The following is an 18,432-nucleotide window of genomic DNA, read 5'->3' as shown; positions in this document are numbered from 1 at the left end:
GAGCAGCAACCCTATCACTGGGCCTATACTAGAAATAGATCTTGAATGTAAAAATGGATTATAATGTAGCGGTAAAGGTTGAAGTGGAAATTGTCAGAGATCTTATTTTAAAGCGGATGCTAAAGGAGAGAGATTTTATTGAAATCTCGTATATCTGTACTCACAATAGGTGTCGATGATTTAGAAAAGTCACTGGTATTCTATCGGGATGGATTGGGACTTCCCACCCAAGGAATTATCGGTCAGGAATTTGAACATGGAGCTTGAGTTGCAAGGTGGTTTACGATTAGCTATTTGGAAGCGAAAAGATATTGCTTTTGACACTGGTATAGAGCCAACAGATCCATGCGCTACAGAATTTACAATAGGTCATAATGTTACATGTCGAGAAGAAGTAGACCAAGTAATGGAACAAGCAGAAAAGGCTGGTGCCACTATCATCAAAAAGGCTCATGATACATTTTGGGGCGGTTACTCTGGTTATTTCCAAGATCCAGATGGTCACTTGTGGGAGATTGTTTGGAATCCTCAGTTTGAAATAGAGGAATAAACAGAATATAAGTTAATAATGTAATCTCTTAGTATCTCTTAACATACGAAATCCCAACTTTCATTCTTACTAGACTGAAAATTGGGATTTCATTACCAGTGGAAATCTCCTTCATGTATTATTCCATTCGCATAGACTCTATATCATCATTCCAAGCATCCCCTACATAAGGAACTTCTCCACAAAAAACCGTGCTTTTTCCTCCATAATGCTGATTTTCATACACTCTAATACAATTTGTCCCAGCACCATTAAAATCATTAATTATAATTGAAGATACTTCATTATCCCACCAACCTAGTGAATAATAACCTTCTGAGTCAACACAGCCATAGTGCCGCCACTCGCCTTCATAATTAGCATGTTCATACAAAGTAACATCGACACAACCGGCTTTTTTGGTGTTGCTTGTGACGTTTGCTGCGCTTACAGGACTGAATCCAAGCGATAATATCAAAGCCATTATGAAACAGACAGTCATCCATTTCTCAACGTATTTTTTCATGATAATCTCTCCCATTTACGTAATATTCATAATACAACCTATATTTTACCATAAATGTAATATTCGGAAGTGTATTGAAATAAAAAGCGGATTATATGACTGGTTCAATTGTTGTAGTCGGTAGAGGATTAATTTTATAAAGTGATAGGTTAATTCCTAGTGATGGGCAGTGTAATTGAAGTTTCCTAAAACTAATCGTTGCCGAAAACAGGGTACGACGGGCGGCTTGCATTACCGGTGTTTGGTCACTTATCGATGGAGTGGTGATTCCATCACAACAATAACTCCATCGCTGCATGTTCTTTATTCGCAATCTCAAGCAAAAGTTTGGATGCCTGTTGTAACTCTTGGTGCCTACCCGTTCTTCCTACATGATCGATCATCTCGGAGACATTGATCCACATTGGAGCGATTTCCGTAAACAAACGGTGGGCTTGTTCGATTTTCGGGTCTTCTAACCGATCGGCGCATTCTTTCAGGAAATCCCGATACAGATTCCGAAACAAAGCACCCCCGGTTCCCGCGCGTTCCATTAGCAATGCGGTCAGGCACAGGTCATGCTCGATGTTGTTGCTGCGAGAAGGCCACTTCAGAATTTCACCGCTCATTTTGACAATGCCTTTATTCCCGATATTGCGAATGGGAGGGTGCAAATAGTCATGTGCATTTTTGGTCAAAGATGCACGTATAGCGGGAACAAGTGGCGGTAAGGCATCGATTGGCTCAAGCGTAAAGGAACGATTTCGAGAACTCATAGGTCCTTTTGCGTTTCTGGCCGCGGCCAAGCTTGTCAAACGCGTTTTCACCAGTCCTCCTTGCTGTGCAGTATCCGCCATGTATGCGTATTCGACATCCGCGCCGTAGCCGTATAGAACCGCATAGTGACCGGCAAAGTGTACTTTGTTCGTGAAATAGTCCAAGTAATAGGAATCTAATTTCAGCCCGACCGGAATCCCGTGATCGATACAACTTTTTACGTTCTGCCATGCTTTGTTAACGGAAGACGTATCTCGAATTTTGATGGTTAAACCTAGAATGTTGGCGAGATTAGCCGTCAATTCATCCGGTTTCACCCTTCCTCCGATGAATGGAAATTCCATTTTCTTCGAGTCCCAATAAATGAATCCAAGACCTTGTCCGAGTCCGAAAAGCATCGGTTCCGACAGATGTACTCCCGCAAATTGCAGTAAATTGCCCATGGCAGTCGTTTCGCAATGTTCACCTTGGTAAGGAACGAAACCTTCAATGATTTTGGCCATTTCCCTCTGTCTCCTCCTGCAATTCGTTAATTAAACTGAATACAAACTGTTCTTCGTTGTTGATCATGCTTATCGAATGCAAGAACAGTGCTCTTACATTCAGCGGAAGTTGAACGTCACCTTGCAATTTGTACTTCTGCCTTATCTTTTTTAAAGCCTCTCGTAGAAAAACCAATCGTTTCTGCAAAGCAACTATTGCCTTGTCCTTTCCGATAACAGGCAGAGCAGCCAAACCGAGATCGAAGCGGTTGTCGCGCTCTCGTGTTGACGATAGACTGTCAAGGATTTCATTTCTCAGCTTGGTCATTCCGGCTTTGGTCAAGGTATACCGGGTCGGTATTGGTCCCTTGCCCGATTTTTCGTCGGATTCCTCGGATGCGATCCATCCTTTATCGCTAAGTTTTTTCAGTCCTGTGTAGATCGAAGTCGTGCCGATATTCGCCCATTCCCGATAGCCTCGCTGCTCAACTAACTTCTTGATATCGTACCCCGAAGCTTCATGGCATTCCTCAATCATTTGCAGTAGCATGAATTCGACATTCGAAATTGGATGCATAGACAGACCCCTTTATCTCCAGTATTTCATATATGTAATATAACACTAGTGGAATAAAAGTTCAATGACTGAATCTTAGAGGACGTGAAGACTGATTTTAATGCCATAATCCATTAAATAAAAGGAAAGAACGATGGCATTAGTAACAAAAGTAACTTTCTTGATGTATCGTCTTGACATTTCCCTCAGTTGTAATTATTATAGTTACAACCGGAGGGTGTCAGTAATGAAAATAAGCAGCAGATTTTCCATAGCGGTTCATATTCTTTCGTTGCTTGCTACTGCTAAAAATGCACATGGCACGTCCGAATGGATTGCCGATAGTGTCGGCACGAATCCAGTAGTTATTCGAAGAATACTTGGACAATTAAAGAGAGCAGGATTGGCAGGGGTTCGAGCTGGCACGGGAGGAGCTTTTTTGATTAAAGGATTGGAAGAAATTACGTTGCTGGATGTTTACCGAGCAGTTGAGGTAATGGAGGAAGGGGAGCTCTTTCACATCCATGAACAACCGAATCCAGATTGTCCGGTTGGTGCAAATATTCAAAACGTCCTTGAACTGATCGTAAGACGGGCACAACATGCAATGGAAGCAATCCTAGCTGATATTACGATGCATGAATTAGTTTCTGAGCTTAACGAACAGATAAATAGGCAATAATATACTAATTTTTTTTGAAACTGTTGTAACAGTTTCGATTACAACACCCACTCAAAATGACTGAAAGGATGAGGCTAGAATGAAAATTGAAATTTGGTCCGATTTTGCTTGCCCTTTTTGTTACATCGGAAAAAAACGGCTAGAAGCCGCCCTTGACCAATTTGAGTATAAAGATGATGTAGAAGTTATTTTCCGAAGCTTTGAGCTTGATCCAAATGCACCAAGAGATGTGGATCATGATGTACATGATATGTTGGCTATCAAATATGGCATGAGCCGGAAACAAGCGATGGCGATGAACCAAAATCTCGGGATGCAAGCGAAGGAAGTCGGGCTTAGATTCGAGTTCGACACTATGATATTGACAAACACGTTTGATGCTCATAGATTGGCACAATATGCTCTTAGTGAAGGTAAAATGAACGAAATGGTACAAGAGTTGTTTCGTGCCTACTTTACTGATTCTCAACATCTAGGAAATCACAAAACGTTGGCCGAATTAGCGGTAAAGGCAGGGCTGGATCACGATGAAGTGCTCAAAGTACTTGCAGATGGGGTTTATTCTGAAGAAGTGCGAGCAGATGAAAAAGAAGCAAGTCAGCTCGGTATAAGTGGCGTACCATTTTTCATCATCGACCGAAAATATGCCGTATCTGGAGCGCAGTCCACCGATATGTTTCTCCGAGCTTTATATACTGCTTGGAAGGAATCGCAGTCGCTGGAGGTGCTGAACGACGTTGAGAGTGAATCTATGTCATCGACTTGTGATGATGCTTGTACACTATCGGCTAAGCCTAAGAAGTAATATCGAATAAGCAAAAAGCTCCCATTAGAGATCTTTTATTATATACATTTGTTGTAACATACTATATTACAACAATAAATAACCATATTGGAGGAAATACGATGAAAATTTTAGTGACAGGAGCAACAGGGAAATTAGGTTCAAAAGTAGTGGATTCTTTATTGAAAACCATACCAGCAAACCATTTGGCTGTCAGTGTTCGCAATCCAGAGAAAGCAGAAAAATTCCGTAATCAAGGCGTAGAGGTTCGACAAGGAGATTTTGATCATCCCGAAACGTTGGATACAGCTTTTGCTGGGATTGATAGAATCCTGATTATTTCTGCGGACGGAGACAATGAAACCCGAATTCACCAACATATAAATGCTGTAAAAGCCGCAGCCCGTGCGAACATCGGTTTTATTGCATATACAAGCATTGCGAATGCAAGTGAAAGCAAAAATTTAATGGCTCCACCTCATCAAGCCACGGAAAGGGAAATTTTAAAAACCGGTATTCCTTATGCTTTCTTGCGCAACAATTGGTATTTGGAAAATGAAATATCAAGCATTCAAGGTGTACTAGCAGGGGAACCTTGGGTGACATCAGCAGGATCTGGCAAAGTGGGCTGGGCCCTTCAACAAGAATATGCGGAGGCAGCAGCAGCTGTGCTTACAGAAAGCGGTCATAAGAACAAGATCTACGAATTGTCCGGAACACTTTTGACTCAAGGAGAATTGGCATCAGCACTTGGTAGTGTTCTGAATAAAGAAGTACCTGTTCAGGAAGTCGACGATTTTACCTATGCCAGTATCATGAATCATATCGGTGTACCAGACTTCGTTGTTCCGATTCTCGTCGGGATTCAGAAGGGAATTCGTGAAAGAACATTGGAAGTAGAAAGTAATGACTTCGAGAAACTACTCGGTAGGCCGCTAACACCGATTCAGACAGCTCTAGGCCAACTAGTTCAATCCATTTCCTGACGACTAATTTTATAAATTTTTCCACCTGAATTAAAGAGGAAATACAGGATATTCCCTCTTTAGTTAGAATACAATAATATATTGAAAGCACAGGAGGAATCATTATGTCTGATTGGTTCAAAGCAAAAGAAGATATTAAACCTGCTAATCCAAAATCAAATTGGGCAAAAGGACCAAAAGGAGATTACGATGGGGTTCCGCGTCAGTATCTAGAAGCAAAGTCCGACAAAGTTTTAGAACCATCACGAAAGAATCCATGGGATAAATAATTAATTATCAAGACACGATCTATTAGTCGTGTCTTGATTCATTGTATAGACTGCTGTTCTTACTAATGATATTGCTTGGTATAAAGGCAATTCGAATGAAAGACGCCATGAAGTAGGCGAGAAAATGCCTAATGAATGGGGTTTGAGTGACATGATAGGGGAAATTTGGGGATGATGTTGAGACTTATATAATATAGAAACTTTTGGTAATTATCGGATCATTCGGGGAGGGAGTTGGCGGAAGAAGAACGAGGTTGTGGAGCCACTTGTCGACGAAAGAGTATGCCTGATTTTTATATTGATGATATCAGCTTTAGAATTGCTAGATCCATTTAAAACAAAAAACACGTTTCCAACGGGTCCAACTACTTTTAAGGAATCGGTTTAATTATGTTTAACAAAATTTCTATTTGAAAGGTGCACGGGATTTGCCCAATTTGTGTCCTGTTTTTACATGTGTCTCCCAAGTTTCCCTATCATTAAGGGTGCCAAGTGAACTCATTTATTTGTTTGTTGAAAAAAGAATGGGAGTTTCTTTTATAGATCGCCTCCAGATCAGGTGATCCATTCCTGGACCCCAAAAGTCCTTAAGTAAAATATTTGGTGCTCCAAATTTATTTTCCCAAATATTTTGTGCACGCGAATATCCACTATCTAAACAAAATTCTTGGATCCCTCTACTGAGCAATGTAATCAACATCGAATGCAAAAGAGTATTCCCGATACCTTTTCTCTGGTAATTTGGGTGTACGAATACGGTTGCAATTTCTATTAGTTTTTTCCATGATTTATTTGTGTTGCTAGTGATTATATTGTTAGGAGAGCCACATTCGATGGTGCCAACAATACTGTTAGAAGGAGGATCAATTGCAATTAAAAAATAACGGATTTCTCCATTACTAGAAAGATCCAATTGTAAGTGATGTTGTTTGCTCTGTACCTCTGTTGTTATATCCTCATTCCAATCTGACAATCCTTCTTTGGCAAAGGTATCATGAATGACTTCGTCAAAAAATGAATGTAATTCTTTCACATCATTCAAATTTGGTCTTCGTATCTCTACTTTTTGCATATTTTTCTCTCCTAAAAAAAGCGAACCGGTGTGAGCGGATCGCTTTTGTGTATATGGAAACGTCATAGTAGGTTTAAAATGACGTCTTTTGCCATTGTTTTGTTACTTCTCTTATCCTATCAAGCTGTTTCCAATATGCTCGAAGTGCTGCTTCACCTTCATGAGTGATCTGTATGGTGGTTTGTGGAATCTTTTTTCGGATGTAGTTTTTATTGATGAGAAGGTACTCTGCTCTTTCCAATTTGGAGAGATGACTAGATAGATTTCCTTTGGTTAAGCCTGTGAGTTCTTGGAGAAATAAGAACTCTGCCATGGAGCAAGCTTCCAAAGCACTCATAATGGCTAAACGAGCAGGCTCATGAATGAGTTTATTTAGTTTGGCCATCTCTTGAAAAGGCATCATCACAAATCTACCTCCTTAAACTAGTTTGCAAATCAAATCGAAAAAAAATATCGATTTTTTGGTATAATTAATTATCCTTATTTTTCATCTTCATCCACAAATTTAATGCGAGATAGATGGTCATGCATTTGGCCACGTATTCCTTGCAAATATATTTCTCTTAGTTCTTTTTGTTCTTGTATTTCATCTTCAGACAATCCAAGATCCTTTTTTTTGTTAGCTAGGTAGTTGATACGTGCAATGAGTTCAGGTGTTATCACAAATACACACTCCTTCAATTAGAGTGTAACAGAAGTACAGCAGGAAGGGAACGAAAAAATGAATGCCATTATTTATACGCGAGTGAGTACCAAAAAAGATACACAGGAGTCTAGCTTAGTTCGACAACAAGAAGAACTTAAAAGTTGGGCCCAAGAATTAAAAATGAATGTCCTCCAAGTTATTGAAGAGCAGCATAGTGGATATGATTTGAATAGAGAAGGATTATACCAGATGTTAGAAATAATGAAAAAAAGCAAAGTAGATGCTATTCTAGTACAAGACGATACACGTCTGGGTAGAGGAGAGGCAAAGCTTGCAGTTATCCACCAATTACATCGAGCTGGCTGTCGAATATATTGCAAACTTCATGGAGGAGAATTAGCACTTGATGCTGGTGAATCTACTGTATTACATATCATATCGAAAGTAGAAGAGTTACAGCGTAAAATGATGAATCAAAAAATTAGCTGGGGGATGAAGCGCGCTGTAAAGGAAAAAGGGTATAATCCCGCTAAAAATCTTAAAAATCAAGGTCTAGGCGGCAGAGAGAAAAAAGAGGTTCCGATGGAACAGATTGTAGCTTTAAAGGAAAAAAAGCTTACATATGAAGAGATTTCCGCTACATTAAAAGGATTTGGCTATGAAGTTTCTCGAGCTACTGTACATAGAAGATATAAAGAATGGTTAGCTGAACAGGAGGAATTACAGAATGGATGACAATATTTATCAGACATTTACAGAAGCGTTTGGACCTCCTAGTTTTGAACAAAAGGTCCAAAATCATATGCGTTATTATCTTAATCGGTATTCAGATGAGATAATTCAAGATCGATTAGGGAGTATTTTTGGAGTAAAAAGAGGGTTATCTCGAGATCCCAAAGTTCTTTTCGCTAGTCATTTGGATGAAGTAGGCTTTATGGTCGTTCAAATATCGAAAAAAGGCTTTATTCGGTTTCAAACACTCGGAGGTTGGAGTCCAACTGTTTTGCCAGCGCAGCGTGTGGAAATCATGACACAATCTGGGAAATGTGTCACGGGAGTAATAGGTTCCGTTCCGCCACATCTGTTATCAGAAGAGAAAAAGGGAAAAGGGCCAGATATAGAATCAATGTTTATTGATATTGGCGCACGTTCTGATGAAGAGGTAAAAGAGTGGGGAGTCTCTATTGGTGATCCTATCGTTCCGATTAGTCCCTATACTCCTTTAATGGGCGGAAGAAGGATACTTGCTAAAGCATGGGATAATCGTTTTGGCTGTGGGTTGATTATTGAGTTATTGCGTGCTCTAAATGGCATAAGATTACCTAATACACTATATGCAGGTGCAACAGTACAAGAAGAAGCTGGTTTAAGGGGGGCTGTTACTTCAGCGAATTTGATTAAACCTGATGTATTTTTCGCAGTTGATGTTGGTCCAGCAGGGGACACACCAGGGATTCCAGATGCGTTTGGAGAAATCGGAAAAGGTGTACTTATTCGTATCCTTGATCGATCCATGATTACGCATCCGCAAGTCCGTGATTTTTTACTGGATATTGCAGAATCTGAAAAAATTCCTTACCAATTTTTTATTTCAAAAGGAGCAACAGATGCAGGAGTAGTTCATTTGTTTGGTGAAGGAGTTCCTTCAGCTGCAATTGGTATTTGTGGTAGATATATTCATTCTCATGCAACGATTGTAGATCGAGAAGATATAGAAGCAGCAGAAAAATTTGCAAAGGCAATAGCCAAAAAGTTAGATAAAAGCACAATAGATTCATTTCTTCGATATTAGCTAAATCCGTTCCTCTCTGGGAGGAACGCAAGTTATTTAGATCATCACCCGGCATTTAGGACATTGGTTTATTGGCTGGTAATTAATGTTGATTTCGTGCCATCTTTTGCAATTTGAGCAATATTTTCTAATTTCTTTTGGACTAAAGGGTTTATAGTTGGGATCGATTTCACCATGATTTGGCATTTACCCCACTCCTTTTATTGAATTATTCTCGCTCACTATCATTATAATGTATAAGAAAGTACAGGCAAAGGATAGAAAGGTTGATCAATTATGAAAGTCTTAGTCATTAACGGCAGCTCTCGGAAAAAAGGGAACTCTGAGTATTTGACAGAAGTGTTATTAAAAGATATCCCTCATGCTACATTATTTTTGAGGGATTATCGTATTAATCCTATTATTGATCAGAGACATGAGGCAAACGGATTTGATGCGGTTGATGATGATTATGATCAAGTTTTAAAACAAGTTCTGGAATATGATCTTCTACTTTTTGCAACGCCTCTTTATTGGTATGGAATGTCTGGTCTCATGAAAAATTTTGTGGATCGTTGGTCACAGAGCTTGCGTGATAAAACAATGGATTTCCGCGGAGAAATGGCCAAAAAGCAGGCATTTGTATTAATTGTTGGAGGAGACCGTATACATATCAAAGCATTGCCTTTGGTTCAACAATTTCAATACATTTTTGATTTTATGAACATGTCTATGATTGGGTATTTGATTGGGCAAGGTACAAAACCAGAAGAAGTTCAAAACGACAGGCGTGCACTTGAAAATGCTGCTACATGGAATAAAAAAATTCAAGAGTTGTTATAGAGTAGCTACAAAGCTACTCTTTTCCTTTTGGGGTCGCCGTTCCCAAAAAAGAAAATTGTACGCTTGGACATATTTTCGACAAAATAAACCAACTACTGTACGTTGATGTGCACCTACGCTCAATTTAAGCGAGAAATACTCATTCTTATCAATTAAAGATTCCTGCGTCCCAACCCATCCTTGTTATTTATATAATTAACGTTATTTTCGGGGGCAACTAAAATCGATTCAGCTACCCAACTCCAAAGACCTTCAGTGGGGCATGAGCTGGTGGAGTAGCAAAATCAACCATCAAAACTATGGATCGTAGAGCCCGTTTAAATTGCAAAGCTAGCTGATCAATGTGTTCCCATCGGAAAGCAACTTCGTCAAACCTGGTATTTGCAACGTTGAAATTATAATATTTTGACTTTGTAATGGTTTAACCAATGGTGTAGTTGTAACCAGTATGCAAGAAAAGATGGGGTATTAAGTAATTGACCAAACCATGGGAAGTCAAGAGTACGTAGATCTTGTTCGAGAAATGCTTTCATTTTCTTTCGATTCATTAACTGAAAAATAGGGGAGTCGTGTTGAGAGAGTAAATCACGCATTTGATCCATCATGATACGCAAATAATTCGGATGATGTGTTTTTGGATAGGGTGTTTTTTTTCGGGTTCGGATAGTTTCTGGTAGTATTCCTTTTAACGCTTGTCGTAGTAGCCATTTTTCTTGAGGGCCAGCCATTTTTATTTTCCAAGGTATATTCCAAACATATTCCACTAAGTGATGATCACAATAAGGCACACGAATTTCTAGACCAAAAGCCATTCCCATACGATCTTTACGATCTAATAAAATAGGCATCGAACGCGTTAAACAAAGATAAGAGATTTCACGTAAACGGGCTTCCTTATCATTGTCACCTGCATACCGAGGGACTTCCAAAAGGGCATCTGTATAACGGGATTGAAAATATTCTTTAGGGGTGATTCTTGCAACTATTTCTTCTGAGAGGAATGGTATTCGTTTTTCATACATGGCGGCCCAGGGGAAGGTAGGAGATTGGATTAAATCTGGACGTTGAAACCAAGGATAGCCTCCAAATAATTCGTCTGCACATTCTCCAGATAAGACTACTTTTACTTTTTTCTTGATTTCGCGCGCAAATAAATATAAGGATGCATCAAAATCAACCATTCCAATCAAATCACGTGATTCTGTTGCATGATTAAGTGAGTGAATTAATTCCCTATTATTAATATTTACACTGTGATGTTGAAATTGCATTTGTTGGGCAAGCCAATTAGCCCATGGAGTATCTTCACTAAATTGAAATTCATTTTGTTTAAAGTATTTTTGATTATCCTTATAATCTACAGAAAATGTAGGAAAAGACTGTATTCCCTTATCATCTAAAATTTTTTTGGCAATAACTGCAATAGCGCTTGAATCTAATCCACCAGATAGCATTGCACCAATTGGAACATCGGAATGAAGTTGTTTCCTTATGGATTTAAATAATAACTCTTTAATCTGATTGATTGTGGTAGTGATAGAATCAGTGTGATGATGACTTGTAAGTTGCCAATATCTATGCTTTCGAATACCTTTTCTATTTAAAACAAGGGAATATCCTGGTTTCAATTCAGAAATTCCTCTAAAAACACCTATGCCAGGTGTACGAGCAGGTGCCATTATAAGCAATTCTGCCAATCCTTGTTCATCTACTTCGGCCTGAACTTGAGGAAAAGTAAGTAGGGATTTGATCTCAGATGCAAAGAGAAAAGAAGTAGTTTGTTGGGTGTAAAAAAGAGGTTTAACTCCAAGACGATCCCTGGCCAGAAATAGTTCTTGTTGTTGTTCATCCCAAATCGCAAAAGCAAAAATTCCGTTTAAGTGAACCGGACAATTTATCCCCCATTCAACATAAGAAAGTAGAATTAACTCTGTATCACTTGTCGTATGAATATCATATCCCTGTGCTGATAGTACTTGACGCAGTTCATTCATGTTGTATATTTCACCATTATATACAATGACAAATCTACGTTCGCCAATGTTTTTTATCATTGGTTGTTGACCTCCAACAGGATCAACTACTACTAAACGTCGGTTTGCCAAGATGATATGTTCAGATAGCCATTTTCCCTCTTCATCAGGTCCACGTGGAGCAATTGCTTGATTCATGGCATCTATAATCTTATGTTCACAACTGATATCACGCGACCAGTCGACCCAACCAGCAATACCGCACATCAATTTTTACCCCCTTCGTAAATCTTCTAAATATCATATACTTAAATATTAGCATATTTTTTATTGAATATTTTCATTTTTGACCATTCATTCCGACCAAGGATGACACTACCAGCATGCTAAATGGGGTAAAACGCTTCGCCAACACAAGATTTTTCAAAGTATGTCCCGCAAAGGAAACTTTGGACAACTCACCGATGGAAAACTTCTTTGGGTTGCTCAAACAAGAAATCTACTATGGTGTTGCTTCTCATACATACGAGGAATTGCATGAGGCGATTACCAACTACATTCACTACTACAATAACAAACGGATAAAACAAAAACTGGCTGGTATGAGCCCTATCCAATACAGGATTCATTCCAACCAGCTTGTGGCGTAATTTTTAGTTCTTCACTACATATGAAGGGGGCTTTGTTTTCATACACTTCCATTATTGTTCATTAGCAATTCTAATTCCAATCTTCTTAATAGAAGTTCTTGTTGAGTTTCTTTATTTTTCTCATGTTTGATTAAATGATAAAGGACTTTATGTTCTAATCTTTTGAGATCATAAGTCTTACTTAGTTCCCAAGTTCTGTAGTAAACCAGCATTGCTTTTTCTAAGTTGTTTTCAATAAGTATTTTACCCTGTAAAAGCAAAGCTTTCGTTAATTTATACATATCTTTGTGTTGTTCTGCAATGTTTATTGCTCGTTGGATTTCCGTCTCTGCTTTTTTGTACAAACCAATTTTTGCATAAAGCCTGGCCAGGCTTATATGTGCCTCTGTTATGATGGTTTTCGATTCTAAATTATTTTTAGATAGTAATGCTATCTCATAGGCTTTTTCGCTGAAATCGTATAGATCTCTTATATAAGCGATATCACCTAGTTCAATCCACAACTCAAATCCTATATCAATGAGAGAATTAGTGGTAGCAATTTCAATTGCTTCTTCTAGTATATTTGTTGCTTCATCATACCTACCTTGATACTTTAGTAGGACCGCCATCAGCTTGTAGACTCTTGCCTTGGTTGAAACACTTTCTATTTCCAGTCTATTATTCCAAATCTGTTCAATGATTAAATTCGATTCCTTTATTCTTCCAAGTTTAAGAAGAAAAAGTGCTTTATTGTATATTAAATCATCCTCTACATATTTTCTTTTTCCATTTGGATGAAATGCTGTATTTCCTTCCTCGGAATATTCTAATGCGAGGTTGAAATTATTTTCTTTATCTGCGATCATGCTTAAATCTAAATAGGCAGAAGCTAGAATATTTAAATGCATGTCAATATAGTCGTGATCTTTGGCGTTTATCACTTCTTTGTAATGTTGGCTTGCCTTTTCTAATTTGCCTCGTTGCAAATAATATTTTCCTTTCAAGTAAATAATAGTTGTCTGAGAATGAAGATAGTTAGCTGCTTCTTTGAAACGTGCTAAAGAGTAGACATTTTGTCTAATCATGGATTCAATAGCATGAAAAACAAGATCTTGTATTGCTTGATCTTGTTTTAGTTTTTTTAGCATGCTTGGAATATCCTGAGTTTGAATATTTAGAATAGAAAATAGATGTTCTAATTTTTCTTTTCCAAGCGTGCATTGTCCTCGTTCAAACTTTGATAACGTACTGATTGAAGCTATTGCTGATAAATTTTTGAGGTTTAATCCTAATTCTTGTCTCGTTTTGCGTACTAGATAACCAATAAAGTAATCAGATATTTCCATAAATATTCCTCACTAATATAAATCTAATCATTTTCACATTAAGATTGTAAAAGTTAATTGTTGGCATGATATCTAACAAAAGAATCTATACATTTATAATTGAAGTTGTTTCATTTAAATTATATAGTAACAATTAAGCTAGGTAACCACTCCATATTATATCAGATATTTTGGTAGAATTTGGAGTAGGATTATAAAGTTTCTGTTAATTCATTTTTGATAACTATCTTAAAGACCGACAATACTCAAGTAGTAATAAGAAACGGATGGACTGTTTTAAATACATACTAGTGAACAAATAAATATATCTAAGATTAAAGTAAAATAACAGAAGGTGTGAACACAATGCAGGAAAAATATAAGGAATGGGTAAAAATCTGGAATTCTACATACGAGCAAATTCAACGTGTGCTACCAAAGGAGAATATTTATCCACTTACCATTCATCCTCCTGCAACTGAAAAGGAAGTAGAACAAATAGAAAAACAGTTGGGTTATTCATTGCCTGCGACTTTTCGTCACACTCTCCTTCATTTTTCCAAGGGAGTAGATCTATATTGGAACATGTATGAAGAGATAGAAGATATGATTCCAGAAGAATTTGAAGGTATAAGTTCAGGGACGATTCGATGGGGTATTGATGATTTTAATTTAAAAGACTTGGAATCTCGAGCCGCACAAATGGATGCAAGAGGGAATGACTATAACGAATATCAATCTGCTATGGACATAATATGGCGTGTAACTGGTTCGGGTAATTTAGATGATCATGAAAAATTCGTCAAGGAATATGAGGAAGAATGGAAAAATAGGAAATGGTATCGTTCTTCTCTACATAATAAATTACAGTTTATGTCAGTGGATAATGGAGATATCATTGCCTTTGATTTGCTTGCAGAAGGAGAACCGGCTGTTGTGTACTGGGATCACGAAACCGAAGAGGTGACTTATCTCGCTGATTCTTTTCATACCTTTATTGATCAAATAACTTCGCTTTATTGCATTGGCAATGAAAGCTGGCAATATGGTCCTTTTCTAACAGATGAAGGTATAGATGCAGAAGGAGAAGCTGCGGAAAAGTGGAGGAAATGGTTTCAATTTTTTGTATCCAGAAACGAATGAAGTGGAGAAAACCAAAAATGGAACTAGAAACTTTGGTTCCAAGGTAGATAAAGGGTATATTGGACACAAAGCTGCTAAAATGATGAAACATTCAAAAGTGATGCAGAAGAGGCAGCAATCAGCTATTGAGGAAAAATCAAAGCTACTTAAGAACATTGAACAGGCCGACAAATTGAAGGTTTCACCACTCATTTTTCATAAAAGTCAACTTGTTGAACTAGATAATGTCACGATTTATTACGATCAAAAACGGATTTGCTCAGATATTAGTTTTACAATTGAACAGGGGGAACGAGTATCATTGTCAGGAAAAAACGGATCTGGCAAATCGAGTATTCTAAAACTGATTTGTAATAAAAACATAAAATACAATGGTGATTTTAGAAAAAGCTCTCAACTTAAAGTATCTTATGTTTCCCAAGATCCTTCCATGTTAGAAGGGAATTTAAAAGAATACGCTGGAGTAAATGATATTGAAGAAAGCTTATTTAAGTCCATTTTAAGAAAACTTGATTTTCTAGAATTCAATTTGAAAATGATATATCTACTTTTAGTGGAGGACAGAAAAAGAAAGTACTAATTGCAAGAAGTCTCTGTGAAAAAGCTTATTTGTATATATGGGATGAACCGCTTAATTTTATAGATGTAATCTCACGTATACAAATCGAAGAATTACTGCTTCAATATAAACCAACTCTTTTATTTGTAGAGCACGATAGTGAATTTTGCAAAAACATCGCTACTAAAAAGATAGAAGTTTGATACAGGGTTATATTTGACTGATTACAAAAGAGAATGGACCTTATATAAGGATCCATTCTCTTTTGTTGGAATGACTCGAGATAAGAGGTTCTGCCTATCTACCAATCTTTTCGGTGGTGAACAATCACCATGTAGTGATGTGCATTACTATGAATCTTGGTCTGATTTGAATACAAAGCCAATGGTATGGGAGAACCTTGTGAAAAAGAAGAAAACCTCCCCATCCAGACTACATTGTCCAGTTGTGGATTAAAACAAAGCAGCAAAGGAGCTAAGAGAATAGACATGTCCAGAATGTAACATTCATCATGATCGAGACATCAACGCAGCCAAGAATTTTTGCAAGAAGGTTTTTGATTAATCACGGCAGGTCTAAGATTTGAGTTCTTATTTCCTTTTTAATTTAATAGATTAGCTATTTCTGCATAATAAAGATTATATGTTTGCTTCTTTCCGTTATGGTGGTATTTTTTCGCTCCAGACTCGAAACTGATATAGATTTTATTTCCTATCTTTACCATATCTTCAGACATAGGATTTATCGTAAACTGTGTTACTTTTTTTGTTTCAGTCCCAAGCCCCTTATAGATGAGCAATTTGCTATCTTTTTTCCTACCGAAAGACTGACTAAATAAAATATAGTTTTTTTCTATGCTTCCATTACCGTAAAACTCAATACCTTGAATATCGGATGGTGTTTGATATTCTTTGCTGTCAGAAGAAAGATCTTCTTTATCATTGAGTTTATGACAATATAATAAACCATGAGATCCTTTTATTTTAGGAACCCATTTTCCGATGCATAATAGTTTGGATGGTTGGTGGTATGTAACATAGGAAGTGCCATGTGCAAGACCATACATTTTTTTAGGGACTAGTTTGCCTTTATTTTTAACATGGATTAAGGCTTGGAGTGAGTATTGGAGAAGATAATTATGTGACCTTTCTGTTGAAGCAACCCATAAGTAATTAGATGATACTGTAATTCCTCCTACATGCCCATAGTGTTTATGGGTATGGTTTTCGTAGAGGTTTATCATTTTATATTGTCCTGATTTGAAAAATACAGCAATGACACTTGCGTGTCCTTCAGAACCTTTGCCTTGATCCCAATAGTAAGAATGAAGTATCCAGTTTTCTGATTTTAAATAACTTAAACCTTGTGGAACCCAGCCAGAATTCTTTATTCCTGGAATCTCAGGACCTGGCTTGAATTTTGAACTTGCATTTACTAAGGGTGTAGTAATTATCAAACCAGCCAAACAAACAAATAAAAAACTGCCGAACCATTTCTTCAAATACATTTATCAACCACCTCTTTAAGATCATATTTGTTGATGACTTGTCTCTATGAGCGGTCTATCTCATATGTTTAACTTTAGTAAAAAGAGGAAATATTTCAAATGAAACGTTTTTTCACTTTACATAAGGAGGTGTCTGTTTGTCCTCTAAAAAATTACTGTGGTTAGCTGGCCTCGGTTTTTTATTTGATTCGATGGATGTTGGAATACTTTCTTTTATAATTGCAGCAATAAGACCTGAATGGGGTTTAAGTGCTAAGGAGATCGGTTGGATTGGCAGTATTAATTCCATTGGAATGGCAATCGGAGCATTTACGTTTGGATTATTAGCGGATCAAATTGGACGAAAAGCAGTTTTTATGATTACCTTGCTTTTGTTTTCTGTAGCTAGTGGATTAACAGCATTCACCACTACTTTATGGGCATTTTTGGTTTTGCGTTTTTTTATTGGGCTAGGCTTAGGTGGAGAGCTACCAGTTGCAACTACTTTGGTATCTGAATCAGTATCGCTACAAAAACGAGGGAGGACGGTTGTTCTTCTGGAAAGCTTTTGGGCAGTAGGTTGGCTGGTTGCAGCGGTCATCTCTTACTTTGTAATTCCTAAATATGGGTGGCAAGTGGCGATGCTTCTAACCGCACTACCTGCTTTTTATGTATTTTTCTTACGGAGTCAATTACCTGATGAATCTACTATCCACACACCAAAGAGATTAGGTGTTTGGGAAAGCATTCGTAAAGTTTGGATGAAACCATACCGAAAACAAACAATAGTGTTGTGGGTATTATGGTTTTGTGTCGTTTTCTCCTACTATGGATTGTTTTTATGGTTACCAAGTGTATTGGTAATAAAGGGCTTTACATTGATTAAAAGTTTTCAGTATGTCTTGATCATGACACTGGCACAGCTCCCTGGTTATTTCACAGTTGCTTGGCTAATTGAGAAAATTGGTAGAAAACCAGTATTAGTTGCATTTTTAGTTGGTACAGCTGTTAGTGCATATTTTTTTGGAAACGCTGATACTCAAAATACATTGCTTATTTCAGGGATATTCTTATCTTATTTTCATTTAGGAGTATGGGGCGCAACATATGCTTACACACCAGAGCAGTATCCAGATGATATTCGGGCAACAGGCGCAGGAATGGCTGCATCTTTTGGTCGAATTGGAGGTATTTTAGGCCCATTGCTAATTGGTTATTTAGTAGCTAAAAATACAAGTGTTTCTAACATATTTCTACTTTTTAGTATTGCGATCATCGTCTCTGTGGTAACGGTTTTCATGTGGGGGAAAGAAAGTAAACCAGAAGCAATAAATAGTAAATAGTACCAAATGTATTTTATTGACTGTAAACCAAATGGTTGTATATAATCTGATATGCAACCATTTGGTTTT

Annotated in this window: 18 protein-coding genes and 5 pseudogenes; 14 read left to right on the top strand and 9 right to left on the bottom strand. The window is 37.5% G+C overall.

What is annotated here, in order from left to right; all coding sequences use genetic code 11:
• Positions 1-138: 138 nt before the first annotated feature.
• A pseudogene (locus tag MK805_RS11580) lies at positions 139-550 on the top strand (VOC family protein).
• A gap of 118 nt (positions 551-668) precedes the next feature.
• On the opposite strand, the gene MK805_RS11575 reads toward MK805_RS11580, so the two are convergent.
• The 3 genes from MK805_RS11575 to MK805_RS11565 form a co-directional block, all read right to left on the bottom strand.
• The gene (locus tag MK805_RS11575; protein ID WP_240876041.1) at positions 669-1,055 is read right to left on the bottom strand and encodes a hypothetical protein; all 387 of its coding nucleotides are present in this window, start codon (positions 1,053-1,055) and stop codon (positions 669-671) included.
• A 272-nt stretch (positions 1,056-1,327) separates the two neighbouring features.
• On the bottom strand, positions 1,328-2,314 hold the full coding sequence (locus tag MK805_RS11570) for a BtrH N-terminal domain-containing protein (protein WP_240876040.1): 987 nt from the start codon (positions 2,312-2,314) through the stop codon (positions 1,328-1,330).
• Positions 2,298-2,870, bottom strand: coding sequence for a PadR family transcriptional regulator (locus MK805_RS11565; RefSeq protein ID WP_240876039.1), 573 nt, complete (start codon positions 2,868-2,870; stop codon positions 2,298-2,300). Before MK805_RS11565 ends, MK805_RS11570 begins: the two co-directional genes overlap by 17 nt.
• A 226-nt stretch (positions 2,871-3,096) precedes the next feature.
• Here MK805_RS11565 and MK805_RS11560 point away from each other — a divergent pair, with 226 nt between their 5' ends.
• From MK805_RS11560 to MK805_RS11540, 5 genes and pseudogenes are all read left to right on the top strand, one after another.
• Positions 3,097-3,531: an Rrf2 family transcriptional regulator gene (locus MK805_RS11560; protein ID WP_240876116.1), complete on the top strand. Its 435-nt coding sequence runs from the start codon at positions 3,097-3,099 to the stop codon at positions 3,529-3,531.
• Between the two features lie 79 nt (positions 3,532-3,610).
• Positions 3,611-4,336, top strand: coding sequence for a DsbA family oxidoreductase (locus tag MK805_RS11555; protein ID WP_240876038.1), 726 nt, complete (start codon positions 3,611-3,613; stop codon positions 4,334-4,336).
• A 101-nt stretch (positions 4,337-4,437) separates the two neighbouring features.
• Entirely contained in the window at positions 4,438-5,301 is an 864-nt protein-coding gene (locus tag MK805_RS11550) for an SDR family oxidoreductase (protein ID WP_240876037.1), read from the top strand.
• A gap of 104 nt (positions 5,302-5,405) precedes the next feature.
• Positions 5,406-5,570: a hypothetical protein gene (locus MK805_RS11545; RefSeq protein WP_240876036.1), complete on the top strand. Its 165-nt coding sequence runs from the start codon at positions 5,406-5,408 to the stop codon at positions 5,568-5,570.
• 64 nt (positions 5,571-5,634) lie between these two features.
• A pseudogene (locus tag MK805_RS11540) lies at positions 5,635-5,906 on the top strand (formylglycine-generating enzyme family protein); the annotation flags it as partial.
• Between the two features lie 166 nt (positions 5,907-6,072).
• Here the strand turns inward: MK805_RS11540 and MK805_RS11535 are convergent.
• From MK805_RS11535 to MK805_RS11525, 3 genes are all read right to left on the bottom strand, one after another.
• On the bottom strand, positions 6,073-6,642 hold the full coding sequence (locus tag MK805_RS11535) for a GNAT family N-acetyltransferase (RefSeq protein WP_240876035.1): 570 nt from the start codon (positions 6,640-6,642) through the stop codon (positions 6,073-6,075).
• A gap of 73 nt (positions 6,643-6,715) precedes the next feature.
• A complete protein-coding gene (locus MK805_RS11530; RefSeq protein ID WP_240876034.1) occupies positions 6,716-7,045 on the bottom strand; it encodes a transcriptional regulator in 330 nt (109 codons plus the stop codon).
• Between the two features lie 77 nt (positions 7,046-7,122).
• Positions 7,123-7,305, bottom strand: a complete 183-nt coding sequence (locus tag MK805_RS11525; RefSeq protein WP_240876033.1) for a DUF896 domain-containing protein — start codon at positions 7,303-7,305, stop codon at positions 7,123-7,125.
• Between the two features lie 58 nt (positions 7,306-7,363).
• On the opposite strand from MK805_RS11525, the gene MK805_RS11520 reads away from it, so the two are divergent.
• The 3 genes from MK805_RS11520 (at position 7,364) to MK805_RS11510 (ending at position 9,902) form a co-directional block, all read left to right on the top strand.
• Complete coding sequence (locus tag MK805_RS11520; protein WP_240876032.1) at positions 7,364-8,023, top strand: YneB family resolvase-like protein; 660 nt, start codon at positions 7,364-7,366, stop codon at positions 8,021-8,023.
• Positions 8,016-9,080, top strand: a complete 1,065-nt coding sequence (locus MK805_RS11515; RefSeq protein ID WP_240876031.1) for a M42 family metallopeptidase — start codon at positions 8,016-8,018, stop codon at positions 9,078-9,080. The genes MK805_RS11520 and MK805_RS11515 overlap by 8 nt, the downstream gene beginning before the upstream one ends.
• Before the next feature lie 276 nt (positions 9,081-9,356).
• Positions 9,357-9,902 carry a flavodoxin family protein gene (locus MK805_RS11510; RefSeq protein ID WP_240876030.1) on the top strand — a complete coding sequence of 182 codons (546 nt, stop codon included), beginning with the start codon at positions 9,357-9,359 and terminating at the stop codon, positions 9,900-9,902.
• Positions 9,903-10,297: 395 nt separating this feature from the next.
• Here the strand turns inward: MK805_RS11510 and asnB are convergent, their stop codons facing one another.
• Entirely contained in the window at positions 10,298-12,142 is a 1,845-nt protein-coding gene (gene asnB, locus MK805_RS11505; RefSeq protein WP_240876029.1) for an asparagine synthase (glutamine-hydrolyzing), read from the bottom strand.
• An 82-nt stretch (positions 12,143-12,224) separates the two neighbouring features.
• Here asnB and MK805_RS11500 point away from each other — a divergent pair.
• Positions 12,225-12,525 (top strand): annotated as a pseudogene (locus MK805_RS11500) (transposase); the annotation flags it as partial.
• Positions 12,526-12,563: 38 nt separating this feature from the next.
• Here MK805_RS11500 and MK805_RS11495 read toward each other — a convergent pair.
• Entirely contained in the window at positions 12,564-13,853 is a 1,290-nt protein-coding gene (locus MK805_RS11495; protein ID WP_240876028.1) for a helix-turn-helix domain-containing protein, read from the bottom strand.
• Positions 13,854-14,198: 345 nt separating this feature from the next.
• Here MK805_RS11495 and MK805_RS11490 point away from each other — a divergent pair, with 345 nt between their 5' ends.
• From MK805_RS11490 to MK805_RS18160, 3 genes and pseudogenes are all read left to right on the top strand, one after another.
• Positions 14,199-14,975 carry an SMI1/KNR4 family protein gene (locus MK805_RS11490; RefSeq protein ID WP_240876027.1) on the top strand — a complete coding sequence of 259 codons (777 nt, stop codon included), beginning with the start codon at positions 14,199-14,201 and terminating at the stop codon, positions 14,973-14,975.
• Positions 14,968-15,737 (top strand): annotated as a pseudogene (locus MK805_RS11485) (ATP-binding cassette domain-containing protein); the annotation flags it as partial. The gene MK805_RS11490 and the pseudogene MK805_RS11485, both read left to right, overlap by 8 nt.
• A gap of 283 nt (positions 15,738-16,020) precedes the next feature.
• Positions 16,021-16,098 (top strand): annotated as a pseudogene (locus MK805_RS18160) (zinc ribbon domain-containing protein); the annotation flags it as partial.
• Between the two features lie 37 nt (positions 16,099-16,135).
• Here MK805_RS18160 and MK805_RS11480 read toward each other — a convergent pair.
• Positions 16,136-17,041 (bottom strand): hypothetical protein, encoded by a 906-nt coding sequence (locus tag MK805_RS11480; protein WP_240876026.1) that lies wholly within the window; start codon positions 17,039-17,041, stop codon positions 16,136-16,138.
• A 137-nt stretch (positions 17,042-17,178) separates the two neighbouring features.
• Here MK805_RS11480 and MK805_RS11475 point away from each other — a divergent pair, with 137 nt between their 5' ends.
• Positions 17,179-18,363 carry an MFS transporter gene (locus MK805_RS11475; RefSeq protein WP_240876025.1) on the top strand — a complete coding sequence of 395 codons (1,185 nt, stop codon included), beginning with the start codon at positions 17,179-17,181 and terminating at the stop codon, positions 18,361-18,363.
• Positions 18,364-18,432: the final 69 nt, after the last annotated feature.

Origin of the sequence: Shimazuella soli, assembly GCF_022511585.1 — a bacterium.
GTDB lineage: Bacteria > Bacillota > Bacilli > Thermoactinomycetales > Thermoactinomycetaceae > Shimazuella > Shimazuella soli.
The sequence above is the reverse complement of the archived record's forward strand: the minus strand, read 5'-3'. Positions and strand labels throughout refer to the sequence as shown.

Excerpts from the sequence above, each read along its gene's own strand:
- MK805_RS11575 (WP_240876041.1), bottom strand. The coding sequence starts at position 1,055 with ATGAAAAAATACGTTGAGAAATGGATGACTGTCTGTTTCATAATGGCT.
- MK805_RS11570 (WP_240876040.1), bottom strand. The coding sequence starts at position 2,314 with ATGGCCAAAATCATTGAAGGTTTCGTTCCTTACCAAGGTGAACATTGC.
- MK805_RS11565 (WP_240876039.1), bottom strand. The coding sequence starts at position 2,870 with ATGCATCCAATTTCGAATGTCGAATTCATGCTACTGCAAATGATTGAG.
- MK805_RS11560 (WP_240876116.1), top strand. The coding sequence starts at position 3,097 with ATGAAAATAAGCAGCAGATTTTCCATAGCGGTTCATATTCTTTCGTTG.
- MK805_RS11555 (WP_240876038.1), top strand. The coding sequence starts at position 3,611 with ATGAAAATTGAAATTTGGTCCGATTTTGCTTGCCCTTTTTGTTACATC.
- MK805_RS11550 (WP_240876037.1), top strand. The coding sequence starts at position 4,438 with ATGAAAATTTTAGTGACAGGAGCAACAGGGAAATTAGGTTCAAAAGTA.
- MK805_RS11545 (WP_240876036.1), top strand. The coding sequence starts at position 5,406 with ATGTCTGATTGGTTCAAAGCAAAAGAAGATATTAAACCTGCTAATCCA.
- MK805_RS11535 (WP_240876035.1), bottom strand. The coding sequence starts at position 6,642 with ATGCAAAAAGTAGAGATACGAAGACCAAATTTGAATGATGTGAAAGAA.
- MK805_RS11530 (WP_240876034.1), bottom strand. The coding sequence starts at position 7,045 with ATGATGCCTTTTCAAGAGATGGCCAAACTAAATAAACTCATTCATGAG.
- MK805_RS11520 (WP_240876032.1), top strand. The coding sequence starts at position 7,364 with ATGAATGCCATTATTTATACGCGAGTGAGTACCAAAAAAGATACACAG.
- MK805_RS11515 (WP_240876031.1), top strand. The coding sequence starts at position 8,016 with ATGGATGACAATATTTATCAGACATTTACAGAAGCGTTTGGACCTCCT.
- MK805_RS11510 (WP_240876030.1), top strand. The coding sequence starts at position 9,357 with ATGAAAGTCTTAGTCATTAACGGCAGCTCTCGGAAAAAAGGGAACTCT.
- asnB (WP_240876029.1), bottom strand. The coding sequence starts at position 12,142 with ATGTGCGGTATTGCTGGTTGGGTCGACTGGTCGCGTGATATCAGTTGT.
- MK805_RS11495 (WP_240876028.1), bottom strand. The coding sequence starts at position 13,853 with ATGGAAATATCTGATTACTTTATTGGTTATCTAGTACGCAAAACGAGA.
- MK805_RS11490 (WP_240876027.1), top strand. The coding sequence starts at position 14,199 with ATGCAGGAAAAATATAAGGAATGGGTAAAAATCTGGAATTCTACATAC.
- MK805_RS11480 (WP_240876026.1), bottom strand. The coding sequence starts at position 17,041 with ATGTATTTGAAGAAATGGTTCGGCAGTTTTTTATTTGTTTGTTTGGCT.